General features: G+C 39.5%; 21 protein-coding genes. 11 read left to right on the forward strand and 10 right to left on the reverse strand.

What is annotated here, in order from left to right; all coding sequences use genetic code 11:
* Window positions 1-192: 192 nt before the first annotated feature.
* Window positions 193-939, forward strand: a complete 747-nt coding sequence (ftsE, locus tag V7K56_RS20240; RefSeq protein ID WP_334912938.1) for a cell division ATP-binding protein FtsE — start codon at window positions 193-195, stop codon at window positions 937-939.
* Between the two features lie 67 nt (window positions 940-1,006).
* On the opposite strand, the gene V7K56_RS20245 is transcribed toward ftsE, so the two are convergent.
* Window positions 1,007-1,780 (reverse strand): armadillo-type fold-containing protein, encoded by a 774-nt coding sequence (locus V7K56_RS20245; protein ID WP_334912940.1) that lies wholly within the window; start codon window positions 1,778-1,780, stop codon window positions 1,007-1,009.
* Window positions 1,781-1,965: 185 nt separating this feature from the next.
* Window positions 1,966-2,550: a hypothetical protein gene (locus tag V7K56_RS20250; RefSeq protein WP_334912942.1), complete on the reverse strand. Its 585-nt coding sequence runs from the start codon at window positions 2,548-2,550 to the stop codon at window positions 1,966-1,968.
* Between the two features lie 616 nt (window positions 2,551-3,166).
* Between V7K56_RS20250 and V7K56_RS20255 the strand changes: the two genes are divergently transcribed.
* The gene (locus V7K56_RS20255) at window positions 3,167-4,063 is read left to right on the forward strand and encodes an alpha/beta fold hydrolase (protein WP_334912944.1); all 897 of its coding nucleotides are present in this window, start codon (window positions 3,167-3,169) and stop codon (window positions 4,061-4,063) included.
* 126 nt (window positions 4,064-4,189) lie between these two features.
* Here V7K56_RS20255 and V7K56_RS20260 read toward each other — a convergent pair whose 3' ends face one another.
* Window positions 4,190-4,723: a DUF4330 domain-containing protein gene (locus V7K56_RS20260; protein WP_334912946.1), complete on the reverse strand. Its 534-nt coding sequence runs from the start codon at window positions 4,721-4,723 to the stop codon at window positions 4,190-4,192.
* A gap of 490 nt (window positions 4,724-5,213) precedes the next feature.
* Between V7K56_RS20260 and V7K56_RS20265 the strand changes: the two genes are divergently transcribed.
* Window positions 5,214-6,077 carry a M48 family metallopeptidase gene (locus tag V7K56_RS20265; RefSeq protein ID WP_334912948.1) on the forward strand — a complete coding sequence of 288 codons (864 nt, stop codon included), beginning with the start codon at window positions 5,214-5,216 and terminating at the stop codon, window positions 6,075-6,077.
* A 90-nt stretch (window positions 6,078-6,167) separates the two neighbouring features.
* Here the strand turns inward: V7K56_RS20265 and V7K56_RS20270 are convergent, their stop codons facing one another.
* The gene (locus V7K56_RS20270) at window positions 6,168-6,923 is read right to left on the reverse strand and encodes a metallophosphoesterase family protein (RefSeq protein ID WP_334912950.1); all 756 of its coding nucleotides are present in this window, start codon (window positions 6,921-6,923) and stop codon (window positions 6,168-6,170) included.
* A 270-nt stretch (window positions 6,924-7,193) separates the two neighbouring features.
* Here V7K56_RS20270 and V7K56_RS20275 point away from each other — a divergent pair, with 270 nt between their 5' ends.
* Window positions 7,194-7,478 (forward strand): DUF2470 domain-containing protein, encoded by a 285-nt coding sequence (locus V7K56_RS20275; RefSeq protein WP_334912952.1) that lies wholly within the window; start codon window positions 7,194-7,196, stop codon window positions 7,476-7,478.
* A gap of 238 nt (window positions 7,479-7,716) precedes the next feature.
* On the opposite strand, the gene V7K56_RS20280 is transcribed toward V7K56_RS20275, so the two are convergent.
* Window positions 7,717-10,167 (reverse strand): hypothetical protein, encoded by a 2,451-nt coding sequence (locus tag V7K56_RS20280; protein ID WP_334912954.1) that lies wholly within the window; start codon window positions 10,165-10,167, stop codon window positions 7,717-7,719.
* Between the two features lie 176 nt (window positions 10,168-10,343).
* On the opposite strand from V7K56_RS20280, the gene V7K56_RS20285 reads away from it, so the two are divergent.
* The 5 genes from V7K56_RS20285 (at window position 10,344) to V7K56_RS20305 (ending at window position 16,527) form a co-directional block, all read left to right on the forward strand.
* The gene (locus V7K56_RS20285; protein ID WP_334912956.1) at window positions 10,344-11,693 is read left to right on the forward strand and encodes a glutamine synthetase family protein; all 1,350 of its coding nucleotides are present in this window, start codon (window positions 10,344-10,346) and stop codon (window positions 11,691-11,693) included.
* Window positions 11,694-11,763: 70 nt separating this feature from the next.
* Window positions 11,764-12,903 (forward strand): amidohydrolase family protein, encoded by a 1,140-nt coding sequence (locus V7K56_RS20290; RefSeq protein ID WP_334912958.1) that lies wholly within the window; start codon window positions 11,764-11,766, stop codon window positions 12,901-12,903.
* Window positions 12,904-13,642: 739 nt separating this feature from the next.
* Entirely contained in the window at window positions 13,643-14,812 is a 1,170-nt protein-coding gene (locus V7K56_RS20295; RefSeq protein WP_334912960.1) for a glycosyltransferase family 4 protein, read from the forward strand.
* Between the two features lie 63 nt (window positions 14,813-14,875).
* Window positions 14,876-16,024, forward strand: coding sequence for a glycosyltransferase (locus tag V7K56_RS20300; RefSeq protein ID WP_334912962.1), 1,149 nt, complete (start codon window positions 14,876-14,878; stop codon window positions 16,022-16,024).
* A 104-nt stretch (window positions 16,025-16,128) separates the two neighbouring features.
* Window positions 16,129-16,527, forward strand: coding sequence for a nuclear transport factor 2 family protein (locus V7K56_RS20305; protein ID WP_334912964.1), 399 nt, complete (start codon window positions 16,129-16,131; stop codon window positions 16,525-16,527).
* Window positions 16,528-16,648: 121 nt separating this feature from the next.
* On the opposite strand, the gene V7K56_RS20310 is transcribed toward V7K56_RS20305, so the two are convergent.
* From V7K56_RS20310 to V7K56_RS20320, 3 genes are all read right to left on the reverse strand, one after another.
* Window positions 16,649-17,020 carry a hypothetical protein gene (locus tag V7K56_RS20310; RefSeq protein ID WP_322698346.1) on the reverse strand — a complete coding sequence of 124 codons (372 nt, stop codon included), beginning with the start codon at window positions 17,018-17,020 and terminating at the stop codon, window positions 16,649-16,651.
* A 312-nt stretch (window positions 17,021-17,332) separates the two neighbouring features.
* Complete coding sequence (locus V7K56_RS20315; protein ID WP_334912967.1) at window positions 17,333-18,322, reverse strand: Calx-beta domain-containing protein; 990 nt, start codon at window positions 18,320-18,322, stop codon at window positions 17,333-17,335.
* A gap of 740 nt (window positions 18,323-19,062) precedes the next feature.
* The gene (locus V7K56_RS20320; RefSeq protein ID WP_069069307.1) at window positions 19,063-19,332 is read right to left on the reverse strand and encodes a hypothetical protein; all 270 of its coding nucleotides are present in this window, start codon (window positions 19,330-19,332) and stop codon (window positions 19,063-19,065) included.
* A gap of 864 nt (window positions 19,333-20,196) precedes the next feature.
* Here V7K56_RS20320 and V7K56_RS20325 point away from each other — a divergent pair.
* Window positions 20,197-21,495 carry a cation:proton antiporter gene (locus tag V7K56_RS20325; protein ID WP_334912969.1) on the forward strand — a complete coding sequence of 433 codons (1,299 nt, stop codon included), beginning with the start codon at window positions 20,197-20,199 and terminating at the stop codon, window positions 21,493-21,495.
* Between the two features lie 186 nt (window positions 21,496-21,681).
* Here the strand turns inward: V7K56_RS20325 and V7K56_RS20330 are convergent, their stop codons facing one another.
* Both V7K56_RS20330 and V7K56_RS20335 read right to left on the reverse strand, forming a co-directional pair.
* Entirely contained in the window at window positions 21,682-22,071 is a 390-nt protein-coding gene (locus V7K56_RS20330; protein ID WP_334912971.1) for a hypothetical protein, read from the reverse strand.
* 336 nt (window positions 22,072-22,407) lie between these two features.
* Window positions 22,408-23,514 carry a saccharopine dehydrogenase family protein gene (locus V7K56_RS20335; RefSeq protein ID WP_334912973.1) on the reverse strand — a complete coding sequence of 369 codons (1,107 nt, stop codon included), beginning with the start codon at window positions 23,512-23,514 and terminating at the stop codon, window positions 22,408-22,410.
* Window positions 23,515-23,710: 196 nt separating this feature from the next.
* On the opposite strand from V7K56_RS20335, the gene V7K56_RS20340 reads away from it, so the two are divergent.
* Entirely contained in the window at window positions 23,711-24,448 is a 738-nt protein-coding gene (locus tag V7K56_RS20340; RefSeq protein WP_334912975.1) for a class I SAM-dependent DNA methyltransferase, read from the forward strand.
* Window positions 24,449-24,460: the final 12 nt, after the last annotated feature.

Consider the following 24,460-nt stretch of genomic DNA (forward strand, 5'->3'; position numbering starts at 1 on the left):
TAGCCCGTTCTGAGTTCTGAGTTCTGAATTTCGAGTGTTATTACTTGGTTAGTATAAAAGTCTTAAAAAAATTTTAAATTTTCTTTGTTGAATTTTAAATTTCCAGGCAAAACCTGGGAATCCTTATTTTGGGGAGAATATCACATTTAAGCAGGCAAACTGTTTGGTTGTGGGTATGAGGAAAATTTAACAATGCCAGTATTAACAACTCAAGTTAAGACAGATAAATCCGTTCATGGAGAGCACTATGAAACTCAACAGCACAGTAGAAATACTACTACAAAAGTACAATTGCAATCTGTAACCAAGACTTATGCTAACGGCACTCAGGCTTTATTGAATGCAAACCTTGAGGTAAAAAAGGGAGAATTTCTGTTTATCACGGGACCAAGTGGTTCTGGTAAATCAACGCTTTTGAAACTGCTGTATGGCCAAGAATTACCTACACAGGGAGAAGTAATTGTTGATGAATGTAATGTAGCGGATTTGCGGGGCGATCGCTTGTCATTATTGCGGCGACGAATTGGTATTGTGTTTCAAGACTACAAACTCATTACCCAACGAACAGTAGCAGAAAATGTCACTTTTGTGCTGCAAGCTCAAGGGTATACCCGTAAAGAAATTCAACGACGTTTAGAACCAACTTTAAAGCTGGTAGGTTTGCTAAGTAAAGCTGACTGTTTTCCAGATCAACTCTCTGGAGGAGAACAGCAACGGGTGAGTATTGCCCGTGCGATCGTTGGTACACCACCCCTACTGTTGGCGGATGAACCGACTGGAAATCTCGATCCAGATAATTCCTGGCAAGTAATCCAGATTCTCCAGAAGTTAAATTCCTTTGGGGCTACAGTAATTGTTACCACCCACGATGAAAAATTGGTACAGCGGTGGAATCATCCGGTAGTGCAAGTTCGTAATGGAAGGTTGTTTCGAAAATAAGTGTTGGGCATTGGGCATTAATTAGGAATCATCATTTAACCAAGGACAAAGGACAAAAGACAAATAACTAATAAACGTGGTGCTTGATTTTTGCTGATATCGGTGTGAAAATTGTTGCTGTTTTGGAGGGTAACACTTGTAGGCGATCGCAGGCTTGTAAACTCTTAAAAGCTGCCTCTCGCACTACAACTTCTTCTTCTCGACTGAGTAGGAGTTGCAAGCATTGGACAATATCTTGCTGCATTGAAGAATCAACTCGCTTACGGCTGATGAATTTAGTTAGTTGACCTAGAGCAATCAACCGCTTCAATGGATCTTTTTCTGTTAAATTCACCAACAAGCGATCAAGGTGGTCTTCTTCTCGATTTTCATAGAAGTTGACAATTTGCCATACCAATAAAATTAAAGTTAACAAGGTTCCCACACCTTGTAAAATCGCACCAGCAGCAATCCAGTGACTGTGAGAGTCAATCCATATTGCCGCTGCCATGTAAGTGCTGACAGTAGCAATACCACCACTGATGACTGCTAAAACTAACCGACGATTTGAACTATTTAAGAAATTACGTATTTTAGACCAGCGCAATTGCCAGTCCCACTTCTGCATTGAGTAAACCAATACCATTACTCCAATGCCGATAAAAAGAGCCAGTAGCAGTTTCCAGTTCCACAACAACATGGCAATGATAATTGTCAGGAACCCAAGAAAGCCCCCAGGGCCAAAGAAACGTTTAAATGTTTGCTGCTTTATGGCTCTCTTTGTCTTGAATTTTGGAAGCGACCAGTTCCAGTTGGGGATTTGGTTGATCAATTGCTGCCAAGAAGACGAAGCCTGTGCCACAGTGTTTACCTACTTGATTACGAAATTACCTATTGTATAAGTTTTATTATGGATGAAGAAAGAATGAAGGCTCAAATCACAAAATGCCCGGTTTTATAGACGGATAGTAGACTAATACAGCACAGCGCAAATAAGATACCATTTTCAATTGCTCAGAGCAAGGGCATTTTGTACGTAAGTTTTAGTTAAAGACAAAAACGAAAGTTATCAAGGGTGAATTGACCATCAAAAGTACAAAAAGTAACGCTGTAAATGTTATTCACATTTATAGATAATAAGGTATTGGGGGAAATTGGCGAGTCGGAATTGGCAAGATTAGAGCCTGGTAGTGCAGTTTGAGCGAGTAGTTGCCGATCGCGATCGTAGGCAGAAAGTACTAGCCGTTGCGAACTAGTGACAAAGGCACTAACCGAATTAACTGGACGCAAGAAACTAGCTTCTAAAAATCCGCTCTTGGGCGCTCCCATTAAGACTATTAGCCCTGAATAGGTTGGAAATGCTGGATTTGATGGCTGTATTGCTAGAGAATTGTGAAAAATGACTCCCCAACGTTCATATTGGCGCTCTACTGCTTCAAAACACTTTAAGTCCTCTAAGTCTAAACAAATACAAGTAGGTACAGTAAGTCTGGTAGCATCAAGAACTGGCTCGACCTGACCCCGCCTAGCTGAAGCTTTTATTTCGTTTTCTATATTAAAGTTGTCAAGCGCAAATTTAGCGTCTTCAATCGTTGGTAGTTTATTTGATTGAAGAGTAGCCTGCTCTACCATGACATCCCGCCTTACCATTACTTAGATATAATTAGATTATTTATACATTAAAAGCTATTTTTTCTACATATATTAAGTAGAATTAACAGCTTATTAAAATAAGCGTTTTAACTATTGTTAACGTGTTGACGCTCAAAATTATTTATGGGTTTTTTGATAGACTACCATAAAAACTTATGTTGGATTGACGCTAAAGCGATCCTCGCTATCATGAAAAACCCTTATAAAACAGTAGTTTCAACGTTAATTTCCTTGATGATTATGAAAAAAAGCACCAAATCTTTACAAGTAATCCAGTAATTTTATATCTACTTAATCTGACGCTAGCGAGAAGTCTTGGAATGATTGATTCGCTGATAATAACAATGAGTGGGGAGTTTGAACTAGACACATGAAGAGTGCTGAGTTAAAAAAACTGCCTACAAAAGACGTTGTTTTTACTAAGTACACAGATATTGAGTGCTTTTTAATTTACTCAACACTGAGTGCGGTAAACATCTAAGGTGACTAAAGCGGAGGCGGATAAATTATCAAATCTTCTTTTCCTGTGCTTGCGTCCCAGATATCGTGTCTTACTTGTGCCAACGAATCACTACAGTCAACAAAAAAAATACTTATGTTTCAACCACTAGGATTTGAACAACGTTCTATAGATACCTCACTAGGTAGGATGGTATATTACACTGCTACTGGAGCACCTTGGCAGGATGATGGAACTGCCAAAGACGATCGGGAAACTTTGGTATTCCTGCACGGCTTTGGTGGTGGATCTTCAGCTTATGAGTGGTCGAAAGTTTATCCGGCTTTTGCGGCTGAATATCGGGTCATTGCGCCAGATTTGCTCGGTTGGGGTAGGTCTGAACATCCAACACGGAGTTACAAGATTGAAGATTATTTGACCACGATTCGGGAGTTTTTCGAGCAGACTTGTACTGGGCCAGTAACAGCGATCGCTTCTTCTTTGACAGCAGGATTTACAATTCGGGTAGCAGCAGATCGTCCTGATTTATTCAAGTCTTTAATTCTTACCACCCCCGCCGGACTTTCCGATTTTGGCGAAGACTATTCCCGTAGTTTTTTTGCTCAGTTAGTTAGCGCTCCCATTGTTGATCGTTTACTTTACAACACTGGAGTTGCTACTAGTGGCGGCATTCGCGGCTTCTTAGAACAAAGGCAATTTGCTCAATCCAATCGAGTCTACGAAGAAATTGTAGATGCTTATCTACAATCCGCCCAACAGCCTAATGCTGAGTATGCAGCACTATCCTTTGTTCGTGGCGATTTGTGCTTTGATTTATCCCTTTACATTCAACAATTAACCACTCCCAGTGCCATTATTTGGGGACAAAAATCAGAATTTACAGGCCCCTCAATTGGTCGCCGCCTTGCTGAAATCAATCCTCAAGCAATCCGATTTTTTCAACAGTTGGAAAATGTCGGATTAACACCACAGTTGGAATTGCCAGCAGTAACAATCGGGTTAATTCGCAAATTTTTGCCTTTGCTTAATTAACATGAGTCGTAGAGACGCGAAATTGAACTGGGCTTTGCCCTGCTGTGCTAACGTGTCTCTACATTCCTTTTCACCAGATGTTTAATAAGATTGCTAGAGAAAATATTATCAACAAAAGTGACAATACTACTTGTCTTTCAATCTGATATCAATGACAGTTGCATTGAAGTCGTAGTTAAATCCTTCTAACTCAAATGGCATTCCAATTTTAACTTTACTGTTACCCAAAACTGGCCCGCTTTCAGTAACTTGGGCTTTACCATCTAAAGTCAAAAGAAAATCTGTACTATAATTGTTGCTCTTGGGATCTGGCAGTTCTTTAACACTGCCATCCGGTTGGAAAACATTGACTGTTCTAGGTAGCTGTTGAATAGATTTAATTTCAATCTGTCCGTATGGTTGATTGCGGATAATCACATTGGTTTTTTCACCTTTTTTTAACCCATTATCAATTAGTTTTCCTGGATCACGTACATTCAAACCACGAACTATTAAGTCTACTTCTATGGGTACTGTTTTTGCACCGACTTGGGCAACAGAACCAGAAGTGCCAGGAAAGACAAAGATGCCAAAGATAACTAGCAGAATTACCAGCGCCGCACCTAAATCTAGAAGATTGATTTTGCCAAACAAGCGACCTTTTGAATCTAAAATAGCCATAAAAAGTTTTCCAAGGTAATAGCGAAGTAATGGATTGTAGCAAGAGATTTTTCGATGGTAACGGCAATTTTCCCTATTTGGTAATAACTCAAAGTATTCGGGGTTGCAATTATGCGACAGTTTATCACGAGTTCGTAATTTCCGAGGAACGGCAGCTAATACCAATTCAAAATTCTTGCATTCAAAATTAAGAAAGCCAGACAGAACAAAGGTATGTCCGTATGTATCTGTCACATTCTTTTTTCAAATTGGTATAACCCTCAAAATTTTACCTGTTAATACTGACGCGCCTGGAAAGTAAAATCTAGTGTTTAAGCCTATCTCTGGAGAGAATCCCTAGCCTCCCGCAATTCGGTAGATTTGCGTCAAGATTATCTGTATGACAACTCCTTTGGTCTTGAGTTAAGAATGCAACTTAGAATACTCTAAATCCGTCTCATAATTTGTCCCCTCATTTTATGTTTTCCCGAAATAATCTTCAAAGCGTATTATGTTCAATTGGAAAGGTTTTACTGCAAATTACCGTGTATGGCGGCGTCGCTGGTTTTATCCCCTAATTTCAGTGGTAGTCGCCCTGAGTCTGTGCCTGAGTACACCCTTGCCTGGAAGAACTTTAGATTTCTTGCCTCTTCTACTCCAAGGAGTTCAGGCATTTCAGCTTTCTAATATATCCTCTAATCAAGAAGTTGATCTTGGTAAGCAGATTAATCAGGAATTGGTCGGCAGTCAAGTCCGACTTTACCGCAATCCCGAAGTGAATCGTTATGTAGAACGAGTTGGTCGGCGTTTAGCAGCGAATAGCGATCGCCCCGATCTCCCCTATACGTTTCAGGTAGTTCAGGATGACTCTATTAACGCTTTTGCCACCTTGGGCGGCTATGTATATGTCCACACAGGTTTGCTGAAAACCGCAGATAATGAAGCGGAACTGGCAAGTGTACTCGCCCATGAAATTGGTCATATTGGTGGGAAACACGTAGTCAAGCAGATGCAGCAAAAAGCCCTCGAAAGTGGTCTATTAACGGCGGCTGGCTTAGATCGAAGTACCGCAGTGCAAATTGGCGTACAGTTAGCGCGAGACTTACCACGCAGTCGTAAAAACGAATTTGAAGCGGATCAAAGAGGACTACGAACTTTGACACGTACTGGTTATGCCCAGTCAGCAATGGTCTCTTTTATGCAAAAGCTGCTGAAAAAGGGTGGTTCTACTCCAACATTTTTGAGTACACACCCCGGAACTAGCGATCGCATTGAAGCCCTCAGACAGGCAATTAACTCTCAACCTAGTAATCGAAAAGATGGCTTGGATAAAGCTAGTTATAAAGCTAATATTCGACCATTGGCAAGGTCTTGAGGAAAGAAGAGGCAGGAGGCAGGAGGCAAAGGTTCTTGAATTTTGAATTTTGAATTAATTTCTCCCACTCCCCCTCATTTCAAATATTGCTCAATTCTGATTGCGGCGAGCGACTTTAATTTTGGCTGGATCAACCGTACTTACAACCTCTTCTAAAGGCAGTATACGGATATAATTTTTAAAGATATTAACTTGATAAACCAACTGATTTGTGACATCTAGTCCAGTCAACCAGCCACTCCGAGGATGATAAGCGCCAGTATCTATGTCTAGCCATCCCTTTCCTTGTGCCAGTTTCCCAGGAGAAACACCCGGCAGGGTAAAGGTAATGGTGTGACCGATGATAATTTGTTTATCTGGAAAGTAGGGTTTTTCAATGCTGTGAAATTCCTCTCGTATCCAGCACAGTTCATCGGCAGTTTGTTCTATCACCGACTTGCAAGGGTCAACACCAGCATGAGTTAACCAAATATCCCCCAAGTCAATGTATGTAGGCAAAGCTTTTAACCAATCCAGATGGTCATCAGGAATTGGAGCTTCTTGGTAACTGGCCACGGTAGCTTGCCCTCCACCAAACAGCCATGCTTGCATTGTCGAGGAGGAAGTCCTTTCATTGGTGAGAATGCTTAGTAACATCTGCTCATGATTTCCCAACAAACATGAGTAATTATTTTGCTTGACAAAATTGACTACTTGTGCACTATGAGGTCCGCGATCAATTAAGTCTCCCAGAAAATAGACTCGATCTTCTGAGGTGGGGGCGATCGCCTCCAACAATGTCATTAAACCTTCATAGTGTCCATGCACATCCCCAATTACAATTCGTCTGGGGCTAGTTTCGCTCATTGTCTCTTAGCTGCAATAGTTTTGGCTAATACTCCTGCTACAGTTTACGCTGTCTGCTTTCCGCAATGAAAGGTAAAAATACTGGATAATAGTTATTTTAATTTAATTATTGTACGAGTAATAAACTTAACTTATCAAATATATACAATGACAATTGTTTTTCAGATATAACTTATAATAATGATGGCGTAAGACTAGCTTTTTCTGCTAATTTGAACTATTTAGCCGATAATTTAGGCTCTTGCCATATTCATCACTTTTAAGTTCACAATGTCTAATGATTTCTCTGCTGAAATTAGTTCGCGCATCTGCAAGCACATGAATGACGATCATGCTGATGCTGTAGTTATTTATGCTAAAGCTTTTGGTGGTGTAACAGATGCCATAGCAGCCGAAATGCTGTCAATTGATGCACAGGGTATGGATTTAACAGCGCAAGTAAATGGGGAAGCTGTACCAGTTCGCATTCAATTCGATCATGTTTTAGTAGATGCGGAAGATGCCCATCAAACTTTGATTACAATGGTGAAGCAGGTGCGGGTAAAGGCTAAATAGGAAATAACAAAGTAATTGATACTAAATGTGCGATTGTGTACACCGTAGCCCCGCAAGCGGGGAGGGGTGTAATAATTAGGGGAATCATAACTAATACCAATTCAATTAATGATTGCAACACATCTTTCGGTAAAGACGCGATGAATCGCGTCTCTACAAGTGGTCTATTTGTCGCATTCTTTTTTCAAATTGGTATAATTATGTGGAGATGATATTATGTCGTAATTGCTGTAAATACTCACCCCGCCAGCCGATACATAATTACTTTTCCTTTCCAATTTTCTTCCACAAATACCAAATGTTCACCATTGGAACGCCGAAAAGCACGAATACCGTAGGGTATATCAATCCAGCCACTTTCGCTGCCAACTTCTGGGCCTGGTTTTAACTTTTGTACTTGCGCTCCCGTCTTGGCATTGTAGACATATACCTCTGCGGTTTTGACTGTGACGGCAAATACATAGTCTCCCGCCACACTGATTGCTGCTGTAGACACTTCACGCTTACCGGTGCTGTCGTAGGGAATTACAATCCGCCATTTGGGAGTACGATTTCCTTTACTCCAATTGTCAAAACGAGCAATCTCAGATCCAGCAACTCCAGCATCGTCACTAAATGCAGGGCGATCTATCGTAAAACCTGACAAATACATACTATCTGTTTCAGGAAAATATTCGATCCGCCGCAAGTCGTTAAATATTTTGGGAGTAGTTTGCTTTTCCATCGAACTATAGCTGTAGATGGGGTTGCCTTTAGAATCTATTCCCTGTAAAGGATAATGTCGAATACCATCTTCTGTTCGCAAAGCTTTCCAAACATCTCCTTTGCTGTCTACCCACCAACCGCCGAGATAAGGATAATCTTTGTTGCGATCGTATTCGTTCTTTTCAAATTTGCCATTGCCGTTGCGATCGCGCCAGATCCATTCCCCTTTTTCTGGTTGATGCGGTGGCCAATTTCCGGTGATAAATGGTTTATCTGCGCTATTAGTACCAACAAACATTCCGGCGGGTATGGCGACTTTACCATCTGTGGCGGAATTAAAACGATATATTTGCAGAAAGCTGTTATACATATCTGTGAGGAACAAAAACGGCTTCCCTTGGATGCGGCGAACAAAGGTTCCATCTGGCGATGTATGCAGACGTGGATCTTGAGGATATTTGAAAGCATTTAAGGTGTAGGCTTTATAAGTCCATTGCTTACCAGCAGCCTGACTATAATCCATCAGATAGTGTTCTTGTTTGGTGAACAAATCTACACCATCAGTTTTAGGATCAGCATCTGCATTATCGACAAATATCAATCCCAGCGATCGCCACATTAGTTTTCCCGATGGCGAAAATTTTCGCAAATCTGTTCCTGATTTGTTGAAACCATTACTATTTATATAAATATTGCCTGAAGCATCTGTACCAACTCCGGTAAGTCCGTAAAGTTTCAAATCTCGAACTTCACCAGGAACTCCTGCATAAATACCGCCTTTAGAACCAAAACTACCCACCTGCACTGGCCGATCTTTGATATCATAAGTCAACATTTGCTGACGTGGGCCATTTTCTGCTACTAACAGCTTACCTTGATGATTAATAGCGATCGCTGTTGGTTCGACGATATCTGCAATCTGTTGGGACAATTGCTTTCCACTTTGGGAATAATGTAAAATTTTTGCAGGTTTACTACCATTTTTGCTTTGAATAATCCACAGATTTTTTTGTGGATCAATAGTTATTGCTCCCGGATTAGCAAAGGTAAAGCTGCGGAGTTCCTTCATTGTATCAGTATCATAAACACGAATCTGGTTAGCAGCAGAATCACTCATATACAACTCGCTTCCCACAGTTGCTAATCCAGTGACTTCACTTTTAGTACTGGTAATCAACATACTTTTATCCCAGCCACGCCCATTAGGAAATGGTGCAGGTTTTCCTGACAAGTCATAGCGTCTAACACTATACCAAGTTGTTCCTTCTGGTGGGTAATCTTCATTTGTCTTATCCCTCGAACCTTGAGTCATGGCAATGTAAACATATTTACTATTTGCTGTTACAGCTTTGCCACCACCGCGACTCCAGCCGTGATTATCCCCAAGGACACCAATAACCTTGCTATCTTTATATATGGCTGCTTCCATTCCTGCCTCATCCCAATGGCTATTGGTATAAACTGTGCCATCAGGAGCAACATACATTGCCTCAATATTGTTTTGTACCCGCAGGTTTCCACTGCCAATAGTATTACCTATCCACGATGTTTTGTAGTTAGGCGTGGGTGTTTCAGTATTGTTTTCTACTAGCAAATTTTTACTGCCAATAGTATTAATTTTCGACGATGTTTTGTCGTTAAACGTGGGTGTTTCAATATTGTTTTGTACTCGCAGATTTTCAATGCTAATAGTATTACTTATCGATGATATTTTGTGTATTTCGGTATTGTTTTGTACTCGCAGATTTTTACTGCCAATAGTATTACTTATCGATGATATTTTGTGTGTAAGCAGCGTGCGTGTTCCAGTTGTCGCCCAGTCTGTTGTAACTCCAAGGGTAGTAACGAGGACTCCAACAGTCAGACTGAGTAAAAACTGGAAAGTTTTACTTCTTTGTAAATATCTAGTATTAAATAATTTTTTGATATACTGATTGAGATAATTACGGAGTTTTAGTAACTGCATCAGTAATTTATTTTTCATATATTATTTTTTAAGCTTTTAATTATTTATATACAGTCACTGTTTTTGAAATCCGCAAAAAATCTAACTATTTTGAAGTTGCTAAAATACGGGCTATGTATGGATACAGCATCAAATACTGCTCTACCATAACTTTTATGAGAAAATAAATCGAGTAAAGATAAAAATAACTAGCAATGACTAAAAAAAATAACTTTCAAAAAATACAAAAATATCTTGAAGAAGCTGGTGTTAAATTTGTACGAGTTCTTTGGTGCGATAATGCTAACATTATCCGTGGCAAAGCTGTGCATCTGGGAATGTTAGCTCACTACTTTGAAGATGGAGTAGGGATTTCTGTAGGGCAGCAGGGAATTCCCGTAATGTATGATGCAGTTGTGCCAGAAACAAATTTAGGGCCAGTAGGTGAAGTTCGCTTAGTCCCAGATTGGTCTAGTCTCAAGCCTTTACCTTATAGTCCTGGTCATGCTCGTGTCATGGGCAATATGTTATTAGATGGTGCTGCTTGGGGGTTATGCCCGCGAAATTTCTTGAAGCGGATGATTGCGGCAGCTAAATCAACTGGTTGGGAAGTACAAGCAGCCTTTGAAAATGAGTTTTACTTACTGCGGCAAACACCTGATGGCATCATTCCGGCTGACTCTACAGTTTTTGCTTCAACTCAGGCAATGGATCTCAACCGTGAAGTAATTGATGAGATCGCTGATGCACTTATTGCCCAAGGTATACCTGTGGAACAGTATTATCCTGAATCAGGCCCAGGTCAGCAGGAAATTTCCATGCGCTATACCGATGCTTTACAAGCAGCTGACTGGCAAATTGCTTTTCGAGAAACTGTCAGAGCGATCGCCTACCGTCACAACCTTACCGCTTCATTTTTACCCAAAATCTTCCCGGATGCAGCTGGTAGTGGTTGTCATATCCATCTGAGCCTTTGGGATAGCGAAAAAAACCTATTACCCGATCCTGAGAGTATCTATGGTCTTTCTGAGGTGGCATTACAATTTATCGCTGGTATTCTGTGTCATCTTCCGGCACTGATGGCACTAACCACCCCAAGTACTAATTCTTACCGCCGCATTCTTCCTAACAGTTGGAGTGGTGCTTTCCGTTGTTGGGGATTAGATAATCGGGAGGCAGCCGTTAGAGTCCCTAGTGACCCTGGTTTGGGCTGTCCCAGCCACTTGGAATTAAAAACTGTAGATGCTTCAGCTAATCCTTACTTAGCAATAGGATCAGTAATTGCAGCCGGACTTGATGGTGTACAGCGTAGTCTCACACCACCAAACCCAGTAAATCAGGACCCCGGATATTTATCAATTGAAGAACGCAGTGCTAAGGAAATAGACTTATTACCAAATAATTTGGGGCAAGCGATCGCTCACCTCCAGCAAGACGATATCCTGTTAACAGCTTTAAATCCCCAGTTAGCCAAAGCTTTCTTAGCAGTGCGTCAAGCAGAGTGGCAAGGAATGAAAGATTGGGAATTAACCGCAGAAGTGAAAACATTACTAGAGAAATATTAGCAAGACTGCCAAGTTATGAAAGTGGTCTTTCCACCATTCTCCAATCCTTACTCCTTACTCCTCACTAAAGATGAATCTGGCTGATATTCCCTTAATTGACCAACATGCCCACAACATCTTAAAACCAGAAGTAGCTGCCCAGTCTCCTTATGCGGCTGCCTTTACTGAAGGCTATGATCCTGAAATCATCAACTACCATGCCCGTCATACGTTCTTTTATCGGCGTAGCTTGCGCGATATTGCCGCTTTATTGAACTGCGAAGCTGAAGAAACAGCAATTTTGGCACGGCGGGAAAGTCTAGGATTAGAAGAACTAACGCAGATTTATTTTCAGGCTGCTAACCTAGAGGCGATTTACTTAGATGATGGTTTGCAGCCCAGAACTATCCTACCTCTGTCGTGGCATGAAAGGTTTATTTCTGTGCGACGAATTCTGAGATTAGAACTATTAGCAGAACAGCTAATTCCGCAATCTCCTGATTTTGCTACTTTCCTAGCCAGATTCAATAGTGAGCTTGATCCCCCACCGCTGGGAGTAGTAGCTTTTAAAAGTATTGCCTGTTACCGGAGTGGTTTGGATATTCAATCGGTAGCTGACGAGGTAGCGGCGGCTCACTTTAACAACCTCAAGCAACAACTGCACAATCAACCTCTGCGACTGACAGATAAACCGCTGATTGATTTTTTGTTACAACAGGCATTATTAATAGCAGCAAAATACCGCTTACCAGTGCAATTTCATACTGGCTATGGCGATCCCAGCTTGGATTTACGATTGGCTAATCCCCTAAATCTGCGATATTTACTAGAGTTACCACAGTACCGCTGTGTACCAATAGTATTGCTACACGCTTCATATCCTTATATGCAGCAGGCTGGTTATTTAGCTTCTGTATATCCCCAAGTTTATCTAGATTTCGGTTTGGCAATACCATTTTTAAGTGTATCTGGAATGCGGGAAACAATCAGGCAGATGTTAGAATTAGCTCCCACTACTAAGTTAATGTATTCTTCTGATGCTCACTCAATTCCAGAATTGTACTACTTGGGTGCAAAGTGGGGTCGCCAGGTTTTAGGGGAAGTGCTAGAGCAAGCAATTACAGATTCTGACATTACCGTAGCTGAAGCTGAGGCCATTTCTGTAGCAATTTTACGTGAAAACGCCTTAGTTCTCTACCAATCAGCGCACGAAACAAGTACTAAGCGTTAGCATTATTTATTACCCCAATTACTCTTGCTTTCAAAGTTGGCTGAGATTTTACTTTGAATAAAGTGATTAAAAAGTAATATATAAATAGCAAACTATTTTACATAAGCTTTACAAAGCTCACCTTCTTCTTTAAAATTTCAGTTAGTATAGAGCGTATTTCAGGTAAATAGACCTCTTGCATAAGTCGAATAGACCCCCCTTTATCCCCCCGATATATTGGGGGAAACTTGAAATCTTGCCCCCTCCCCTTGACAAGGGGAGGGTTGGGGAGGGGTGATTCAAGGATTTTTGCAAGAGGTCTAATGAAGTACACGGGTAAGGGCACAATAATGTTATGCACTTACGATAATCTGTACCTCACGCCTGTTGCAATCTGCTGTATTTAAAACATTATTGAAAGTATCAATATTTACTTAAGTTTTAACTTAAAATTGTAAGCATTAATACAAAAACGTTCTATATTTATTACTTTGTAGTGGCTTTTATCTCTACCTATATAGCATTCACCTTTCTGAATTTGAAAGTATTATATATATCTATCTCTGTGTTGTCTAGTTAATAAAAACACAGTTTTAATTACTTATTGACGTTGATATATAAATAGTTTATAAATTGGTTTTCTATATAAAAATTCTTATTGGTAATGTGTATTTACAAATTCTATTGATTCAGGTTTGGATACAGATGTAAAAGCGTACAAGTGTGCGCCTGTTTTAATATATTTATAGGAGATACATCAGTGGAAAATCAACCAGAAAATTTTGCTTCATCATCTGCATCTATTCTCACCCTTGGATTAGGTTGGTTTCCCAAAAGTCCTGGAGGACTAGAAAGGTATATTTATGAACTAACTCATAAATTAGCTGCAAATCAAGATCAAATTGAATTATGTGGAGTCGGTTTACCTGAAACTGAACTAAATTCACCGATTAAACTAACTAATTTGGCTTCTGTGGATAGTGCTATTTGGCAAAGATTATGGGCAATTCGCACTAATTTTCAGAAAACAAGAACGAGTAAACCAGATGCTATTAATTTGCACTTTGCATTATACAGCTTTCCGATTTTAGATATTTTACCAAAGGGAGTACCAGTTACTTTTAATTTTCATGGGCCTTGGGCTTCTGAGAGTCAGCAGGAAGTTGTTAACAAAAATCTTAGTCTTTTAATTAAACACTGGTTAATAGAACAAAACACTTATAATCGCTGCGATCGCTTCATTGTTTTGAGCAAAGCTTTTGGAAAAATTTTGCATGATAAATACCAAGTACCGTGGAGTAAAATTAATGTTATTCCCGGTGGAGTTGATATTAATTGGTTTCAACCAAATTTATCACCCCAGGAGGCTTGTGCAAAGCTAGGCTGGCCTAGTAATCGCCGGATTATATTTACATCACGCCGCCTAGTACATCGAACGGGAGTTGACAAATTATTGCAAGCTCTAGCTATAATTAAGCCCAGAATACCAGATGTTTGGCTAGCGATCGCAGGTCGTGGTCATATCCAAGCTGCACTACAACAACAGACTACAGAATTAGGACTAGATGACAACGTTAAATTTTTAGGTTTTCTACCTGATGAGCAATTACCTACAGCTTATCAAGCTGCTGAATTAACTATTATGCCTAGTCAATCCTTTGAAGGATTTGGATTAGTAATAGTTGAATCTCTAGCCTGTGGTACTCCTGTTTTATGTACTCCAGTTGGGGGAATGCCAGAAATTTTATCAGAATTTTCACCCGATTTAATTACGACTTCAACAGAAGCCTCAGACATTGCTGAAAAATTAAAACAAGTATTATTGGGAAATATCCTCATACCTTCACGATCGGCCTGTCGCTATTACGCCAGCACACACTATGACTGGAATCAAATTGCTCAACAAGTACGGCATGTTTTATTAAATTAAACAAGTGATTGTAATAGATAGTAAGAGTGCTACGTAAGTCAAATTAGATAAAATAGAGGTTTAATGAGAATTTTTTTTCTAGACCAAAGCGGTAAACCAGGCGGTGCGGAATTATGTTTAATAGATATTGCTAAACCTTATGGCGATCGCGCTTTAGTAGGTTTATTTGCAGATGGCTCATTTAAACATTTACTACAGCAAAATCATATCCCAGTAGAAGTTTTCACAACTCAAGTCATTCAAGTTCGCAAAGAAAGCAGTTTGGTACAAGGATTCAAGAGTCTTGGTCAGCTTATACCTTTGATTAATAAGGTAGTTAAAAAAGCACGTGAATATGATTTAATCTATGCCAATACCCAAAAAGCATTAGTTGTCGGAGCATTGGCAAGTTTTTTCAGTCGTCGCCCTTTAGTTTATCATTTACATGATATTCTTTCCAAAGAGCATTTTAGTCAAACTAATCTTCGCGTTGCTGTTAACTTAGCTAATCGTTTTGCATCATTAGTAATTGCTAATTCTCAAGCTAGTCAAACAGCCTTCGTACAAGCAGGAGGACGCCCAGATATCATCGAAATTGTTTATAACGGCTTTAATCCAAAAATTTATCAAACTGATGAATCTGACATTAATAAATTACAGCAACAGTTAGGATTAGAAGGGAAATTTGTTGTCGGACACTTTAGCCGTCTTGCACCTTGGAAAGGGCAGCATATTTTAATTGATGCCCTTGCTAAATGTCCGCCAGAGGTGACAGCAATTTTAGTGGGTGATGCACTGTTTGGCGAACAAGATTATGTCAAAAAGTTACACCAACAAGTTAGTGAACTGGGGCTAGAAAACCGCGTCAAATTTTTAGGATTTCGTTCTGATATTCCCCAGTTAATGGCAGTTTGTAATTTGGTGGCACATACCTCTACTTCACCAGAACCCTTTGGTAGAGTGATTGTAGAGGCGATGCTATGTGAAAAACCTGTAGTTGCAGCAAAAGCTGGAGGTGCAATGGAATTAGTAGAACATGGACTTAATGGTTTTCTCGTTACGCCAGGAGAACCCCAAGAACTTGCACAAGTAATTAGCACTTGTTTACAAGAGACGGAAATAACTGCAACTATAGCCAATAATGCCAGAATTAGTGCTAGTCGGCGTTTTGATATGACAGTAATTAATGATTACATTGCTAAATTATTAGTAAGTAAATTTAATAGTAATTAGTTAAGAACTTCATGAATATGTAATCTAAACTCCAAAGTTTAAGTGTTATGAGTTGCTCGTGAGATAATCCGATTAATTCGTTAGGTGGCAAGGATAAGTAACTCATGAAAACTGACAGGCTTACAATTAACCAGCTATCACCTAAGACCTACAAGTGGTATCTCACCTACTTGCAGGCTATTGATACTAAAAATATAGAAGTTTACGGCACATTTCTAGCAAATGATTGTGTTATGCAATCTAACAATAATCCTCCTATTCAGGGTAAGGCTGCCATTTTACAGAGTCTTTCTGAGTACTGGATTACTTTCGATACCTTGACTCACGAGTTACTGAATATCTACGGCACCGAATCGTCTTTTGTCCTTGAAGCCTTAAATCATTATAAACGCAATGATGAAAAGGTCATAACAGTTAGGGCGGTAGCTATCACCGATCGCCACGAAACAGGCTTAATAACTTCGGTTAGACTCTATACTGATACAACACCCCTGTATACATAACTGCAACCTAATACTTTGACTTAGCCTCGGAGTTGATTCCGAGGCAGGATAGTTACCAAGCAAGAGATTTGACAGATGTGCGTAAAGATCAGGAGTTAAATTTAGAAGTTGATGGGTGTGACTATAAACCAACTAATTCACGAGATTCAAAATCAGAGAGTTGTTGAGCGATCGCTAATCTTGCTTCCAACTTAGCTACACTAAACTGGTTACGCAGATATTCCAAATGAGCGATGGCATTTGCTTTATCGACAGTTAATCGAATCTGAGTGTCTATTGCCTTCTGATATTCCTGATTTACAAGCAGCACCTCAAAGCGGCGAGCCTTGCGTTGAGCATCATTTTTCAAATCCATCTCAAAAGCAGCGGTGCGGTCTGCATTGCCTTCAAATCGGTTAACTTGGTGCTGCACTGCCATCAACTGAGAGTCTATTTCATTAGCCCGTTGAGCAGCTTGTGCGATCGCACCTGGATAATGACTCAGTTGCATCATTTAATAATTTTCCTCTAAGGTCAATAATGTAGTGTTTAAGTATAAGACCAACCCTTGAATCCATTTACCAAAAGGCTGTCACAGAGCAGTTTTACACTTAACTCAGCTTGGTGGACGCTATATATATATTATAGTCTAAATGTAAATAATTAGGCGAGAAAAAGTGATATCTGAAGTGCAGGTATGGCAATTATTTTCCACTAATTCAGGACTTACGCAACGGACTTCTTGAACATTTTTTTAAAACTGCTTATAAGATTTTCATTTCAGTTCATGTTAAACTTAAATAGTAAAAATTCAAAGAAAATAGCATCACCGAGTACGGACATCACCGAATAGTTCAAAATTAAGCTTAATATAAGTCTCTTGATTAGGTTCTATCCTTGTCAGACTCATGACGGATTCTTTTGGTACTCCATAAACTATAGCCAAGACTTCATTTTTATATTTAATAATAGTACGTAGGTTTTTAGATTCTCCTAGTTGCTCAAAGTTAGCACTAGGTATCTTATATAAAATTATCCGATCCAATTGAAAAGGCTTAAAATCAAGGATTTTATCAGTTCCAAAACCGTTGGTAATAAGAAAATCATCTGGTCCATCTCCTCCGTAAAGTGTATCATCACCAGCACCACCATCCAATCCATCTCTACCACCATCACCAAAAAGTTTATCTTGACCTTGGCTTCCTTCTAAAAAATCGTTTCCTTCCTTGCCGGAAAGTATATTATTTTGACTATTACCAATTATGTGGTTATTTCCGTTATTTCCATTACCGTTAATATTGCCAGTATTTTCTAAGACTAATCCTTCAACTCCATCTGGTAGCGTATTAGATTTAGGTGTAGTAAGGTAGTCTGTTACTTCAAATGTAGATGTATCAGGATTTATAGAACCAAAACCAACAGGATTGGAAAATTTAACTGTAAAGCTTTTTGGATTCAAAAAATCATCAAATTCAATTTGATTATTATCTATGGTTAAAATCTTAATATATTCACTCATCGTAGTTCTAGCAGGAAGCTGAAATTTACCAGAAATTTGCTGGTAATCTATTCCTGCTCTAGCTGTTCCATCAATAGTATTGTAATCTACTGAAGAATTAACATTCAACGGATTATTTAAAAAGAAATAAATTGCTGATCTTCTGATTCCATTATCCCTGTAACCTTCAACTATTACACCATTTCTAATTTCAAAACCATTTTCATCTAATTCATTAACTTCAGCAAAACTTTGCTGTTTCATTAAAGCAAAAGAAAACAAAGAAAGCAGAGTAAACCATAAGCAACGAAAAAACATAGGACATTATTAGAACGCAACACCTCAAGAATACTGCCTGATAACACATCATTTCTCTACATAGAGAATATTCTCACAGTTCTTTACAATTTCATTTTTACTTTTATCAGGACTTACGCAACTGGCACAGTGCGATCGTCAATCACTAGTACATAAGTATTGAAATGGCGAGAATGAGTCAGGACTTACGCAACTGGTACCACTGCTTGTGCCAGTTGCGTAAGTCCTGTAATTATTTCCAGTCATTTTCCTAAATTTTAACGATAATCAAGTTCAAATAAACTATCGATAAATTTGAAATCTAAACCTCATTCATCATTATATCAGCCAATTTTTTAAGTTTTCAAATTAGCTTTAGACATAAGAGTAAAAATGAATCTAGATTGTCATTAATTTCTGGAGATGTCTTTTGAATAACACCATTAATTTTATCTTTTAAGATTAAGTCTGCCCATATACCTATGACTTATTTAGCCGTCAGACTGAAGTCTGCGGCTAACAAAGTAAGCCTGCTTATTGGGACTTAGGCAAAAAACACCGATAAAATGACCTCAAACGTATATCTCAAAGGGTTTTGACATTGTTTTGCTTGGTTTGTTAATATATCTGGGTTTCAGGCGTTTTCGGGCATTTGGTGTATTTCCCTTACCCCGCAAGGGTTTGAGGCTTATTTATTCCTCAAAAATGTTTAAGTCCCATTATGCAGGCTAATTAATTTCTGCTAAATTCTGCACTGTAGCTCAAGCTGCTTCCCGCAGTTGTGGTTGTGAGGGCACACTCACTTCTGGAAATGAAAGCGAGAGTTGTTCGGCTTGAGGTACTGCCGCTTGCTGCAAAACTTGAACTTCAATATTCACGCTGACCAAATAACTACCTGTATCAGCACCAACTGCTTCGGCAATTAGTTTAGCAATGTCTGGGCGTTTGGCAGTCAGCGGGTCACGTAAAATACACCGATCCCATTCATGCTTGGCAGTCGGATTGAGGTTGAGAATATAATGCTTCATCATCGAACTAACCCTTGAATCCATCTTCCAGAAGGTTTTCACAGAGCCATTATGCGTTTGGCTAGGCTTTGTGGACGCTATACCCATTATAGTATATTTGTACTAAATTGGGCGATATCTGAGTCAGAAAGTAGGAAATATATCATGTCCGGTTAATTAGCTATATTCCCGAATCTATGCAGAAAGCCCAACAATCCCTCCCCTCTGCGGTATTAATCATAAGTCTTTAATCGGACACGATTAAGCTGTTCCACATTTATAGGACTTATACCAATTCTGTATGAAGATGCGCTAAACCATGTTTAAGGATAAGAAAGAAAAACAAACCGCAAAGGACGCATAGACACGAAGTGGCTTAAGGTAGGACACATTCAAAATTCAAAATGACGCTCTCTACGAGACGCTAAAAGCGAACGCGGACTCGGTAACGCTGCGCTAACAAAATTCAAAATTAAGAAAGCCGTGCATTGGGTGGGTTCCCCGACTTGTACCCCTCCGGGGAAGCAAGCTAGCAAGAGCGTCTCCCCTTGGGAGAAGCAACTGGCGCAAAACAGAGAGAAGAAAAAAATGCTTAACTGAACTATATTGGCTTATAAACCATTCCTAAAAGCGTATAGGTGTGTCTTAGCGATATTCCCGTGCTAAATCCGATTGTTAAAGGACTTCTAACAAATAATCAAAGCGCGATTTCTACTATCGCAAAGCCAACGCCAAATTTATCTATTCCTTTATTCTTCAATTTGGTCTTCAATTGGGTGGTGTCTCTGAATTCCTAATCCCAGAAAATCTGCCCATAGGTAAATTCTAATACAAAGGTATTGCAACTAAGCTTACAAAGCAACACTTTATATTTATGTAAATCGCTATATGGTAGATATCTATATTATTGACCTATTTGTGATTGGTCTACTTTTGCTGATGGTAACTTTAGGGTCAGGTTGGATTACTCGCTTACCTCTTTCTTTTGCCATCATCTACCTAGTGGTTGGTATTTTTCTAGGTCCTAATGGCTTAGGGCTGATTCAATTACGTCGAGATGACGTTTTTAACACCGAACTGCTGGAGAAAATAACAGAACTTGTAGTAATTATTTCTGTGTTTAGCTGCGGCTTAAGAATTGTTCGGCCTCTAAAGTTGGGTGTTTGGGATATTACGGTGCGATTGATTGCATTTCTGATGCCAATTTCAATTTTTGCTCTGGCTGTTGTGGGTAAATTGTTTTTAGGAATGAATTGGGCAGAAGCAATTTTATTAGGAGCAATTCTCGCACCTACCGATCCGGTATTAGCATCAGAAGTACAACTCACCAGTACAAATGACCAAGATGAGTTGAGATTTGGTTTAACTTCTGAAGGTGGGTTAAATGATGCTTTAGCTTTTCCCTTCGTTTATTTTGGCATTCATGCTTTGAAAGATAACAACTGGGGTAACTGGTTTAAACAGTGGATTGCGGTTGATTTAATTTGGGCGATCACAGTTGGCATTATTATGGGAATTGTTGTTGCCAAATCTATAGTTTGGATTGAAAAAAAAGTTCAAAGACGCCGTCCTACCGATGAGTTAATGGCAGACTTTGTTGCTATCAGCACAATTCTACTAACTTATTCCTTAACAGAAATGGTTAACGGCTATGGATTTCTGGCAGTATTTGTTGCTGGCTTAGTTGTTCAACGCAGTTACGGAGATTCTGAAAAACCATTAGCAGAATTGGAATTTGTTGAGCAAATCGAAAAGCTGCTAGAAGTTGGGACGATTTTACTATTAGGTTCAATATTATTATTGAAACCAATGCTAAACTATGCTGGGCAATCTTTGTTAGTTATAATTTTGTTATTCTTGATCGTCAGACCTTTAGGAGTTTGGATTAGCACAATAGGTAAACGTCCTCTAGATTCACGCCGCCGAACCTTCCACCCAGCAACTCGGTGGTTATTTGGATGGTTCGGTATTCGCGGTGTTGGTTCTTTATATTATCTAGCTTATGCCTTTGGTCATGGTTTGAAAGGTGAAGCAGCCGAACAAATTGCTTGGATAACTTACACTACCATTGTCGCTTCAGTAATTGTGCATGGAATTAGTGCAACTCCATTAATGAAGTGGTATGAGCGCAATTTTGCTAATAAGAAAAAGACTACTCCTCCTACCACAATAGACGAATTTGAGTAAAAGCAATTTTTGTAGAGTGCGTTATCGCTTTAGCGGAACTCACCTTAAATTATTAATAGTGCGTTAGCCTTTGGTATAACACACTCTACAATTTAATTTTCTAAACCTGATTTCAAATTGGAGAGAGGCTTTGAATATTTCTTTGCATCCCTTGTTGAGAATGAGTTAAAGGTTAGTTTCTATTTTCTATTTACCTGTTACCTTTTCAATAACTTCTTTGGCTTTTTCACCGAAACTTTCTGGGGGATTTTGTTCTCTCTCAGCCTTCAAATTCCTTTCGTAAGCCTTCTCCATAGTATTAAGGTTTTTTGCATCTTTTACTGTTTCCTCATAAGCTTCTTCTCGTTCTTCTTCTTGAACCCCAACACCTGGGTCATATTCGTTAGCACGATTAATTTTTTCTTGAGAATTTGGTTTATATTCTGGTGGTATTAGCTTTAATTCTTCAAGAGTAGTCGCATAACTATCTTGCTGAACGAAAATGAAAGAACCTGACAAGCTAATGAAAATTATTAAACCAATAACCAAAAAGCTTGAACGTAATGCTTGTTTTAAACTTAATAGAATTTTTTGCATGAAAAAAATTTCCTCATCTTTTGTTATGAGCCTTTTTAGGTATTAAGATAGATAAAATCTTAGGCTCACAGGCATCCTAAGTGTTTAGGTACAGTTCTATCTTCTACCTCAAGGTATATTAATTTTATTCATAAGACTTAAATCCTCGACTTCTTAGAGAAGTCGAAATCTCGTTGTTCGCGAATGATTTAGTCGTAGCACAAAGTTGTGTAATCTTACCCGTGTACCTGATCAAAATGAGAATCGCTATAGTCCCAAATTGTCGTGCTTACTAAATATATCGTCCAGAACTCAGTTCTCGATTAATAGCTTTTTTACTTTATTATCAATAGCTATTTATGACCAACTATGATTAATTTTAATTTTTCGGCTTTGCATTACCTCTTCAAATAAATTTGTTGGTAATGCTTCTTCTACAGGAAAAACTCCCGGTTTTTTGAGTTTACCTTCTAGCAATAATTGGGCAATACTACCTGTGCCACAACCAGAAGCCACAGCTGTATTTTCATGCACTACAGTTGAACAAAAAACGGCTGTTTCACCATTTTTCTGCCCTGTAACCTCAGAACGAACAGCTACTCCAATTCCACTAAAATTATTAGTGACATCTGTCATCGAATGGCTGACATGAGACAGAAATTCAATCATGTAACGACGCTGCATTAACCATTTGGGGAAAACGTGTGCCGCAATCCAAGTTAAATGATTATAAAAATCTGGAACAGAGCCAAACTTAGTAATTACAGTTTTCACTGATGGAAATGCATGAGGCAGTGTAAAGGTTTCTGGCATATCAAACCAGTAAACTCCGCTACGTCTATATGGAGATGGAAACTCAACTACTTCCCTTTCACTGTAAGGCTTGACTGTTTCCCACTTTCCATCTACCCAAGCCTCAAAAGGATACTGTAACCCTAGAAAAGTTGTCCGCATTACTGTAATCCCAGCACCACCAGAACCCGAAACCAAATAACTTAAATGGATCTTTTCTGGTTGCTCGAATTGTTCAACTCCCTGGCGTACCATGCTGTTAGAAATACCAGGAAAAATACCAGTATTAATAATAGCTGTTACGCCAGCAGCAACAGCTTTTTCATGATATTTAAGAGCTTTGCTGGTATAAGAACGGTGGTCACTAACATCTAGATAATTAACGCCTTCAGCTATACAGGTATCGAGAACATTAGTATCTCGATAGTGAAATGGTCCGGCACAATGAATAACTAAGTTAGAGTTTGCGATCGCATCTCGCAGCTTGTCAACTTCTGCCAAGTCCAATACCAAAAACTGTACTTGTCCCCCCGAAGACAAGTTCACAGCCTTCCCATACTCCGCAGAACGTCCAGTAATCGTAATTTGAGCTTGCGTATGGGTAACTAGATCCTCGGCAACACTGCTACCAATCCGCCCTCGTCCTCCAAGAATTAAAACGCTGTCTGTCATTACTCCAAATTTGCAACACTAACTTTATTTCATCAGTTTTGCGTCCTATTTGGCATCGGTTATAAGTATGACTTACCTTTAAATCAAGGTAGAGTTTTCAATTACAGTTAAATTGCTCCCCGTACTAATCTCTATTGATTCTTGATCTGCTAATATGCCAATGATGTCATCAGCGTACTGCAAAGGAACAGCACGTATGGAACAGACAGGCCCAAATTTCTATGATGATGAGGCAGTTTTTGCAACATACATACGCCATCGTCAACGTATAGATACACCGAACGATACCCTTGAAAAGCCAGTGATGATGGATCTCATTCGACCCATTACTGGTAAACGTATCCTCGATTTGGGGTGTGGCGATGCGGCAGTTGGGCGAGAACTCCTTGATGGCGGCGCAGCGAGCTATACTGGTATCGAAGGATCACACAAGATGGCTGCGATCGCAAACAAGACACTTGCTAACACGGATGGTCAGATCATTGAGCAAACGATTGAGAACTGGATGTATCCGCACGCAACATTTGATCTAGTTATTGCGCGACTCTCCCTGCATTATGTCGCTGATTTAGCACCAATTTGCATCCAAATATTCCACACACTCACACCTGCGGGACTCTTTGTTTTTTCGGTCGAGCATCCTGTAATCACTTCTTCTGACGCTGGATGGACTTCTGGGACGCTCCGCCAAGATTGGATTGTCGATAACTATTTTACGACCGGACTGCGAGTTACGGATTGGCTCGGCGGCACGGTGCAAAAGTATCACCGCACGGTGGAAGACTATTTTCATCTCCTCAATGCAGCTGGATTTATCATTGAGAATTTGCGTGAAGCGTGTCCGCAACGCGAACACTTTCAAGACGTGCAAACCTATGAGCGACGAAAACGTATTCCTCTGTTTTTGATATTCGCAGCACGTAAGCCTGGATAGCACAAGCTGATC

Source organism: Nostoc sp. (assembly GCF_036917535.1).
Classification (GTDB): Bacteria; Cyanobacteriota; Cyanobacteriia; order Cyanobacteriales; family Nostocaceae; genus Nostoc.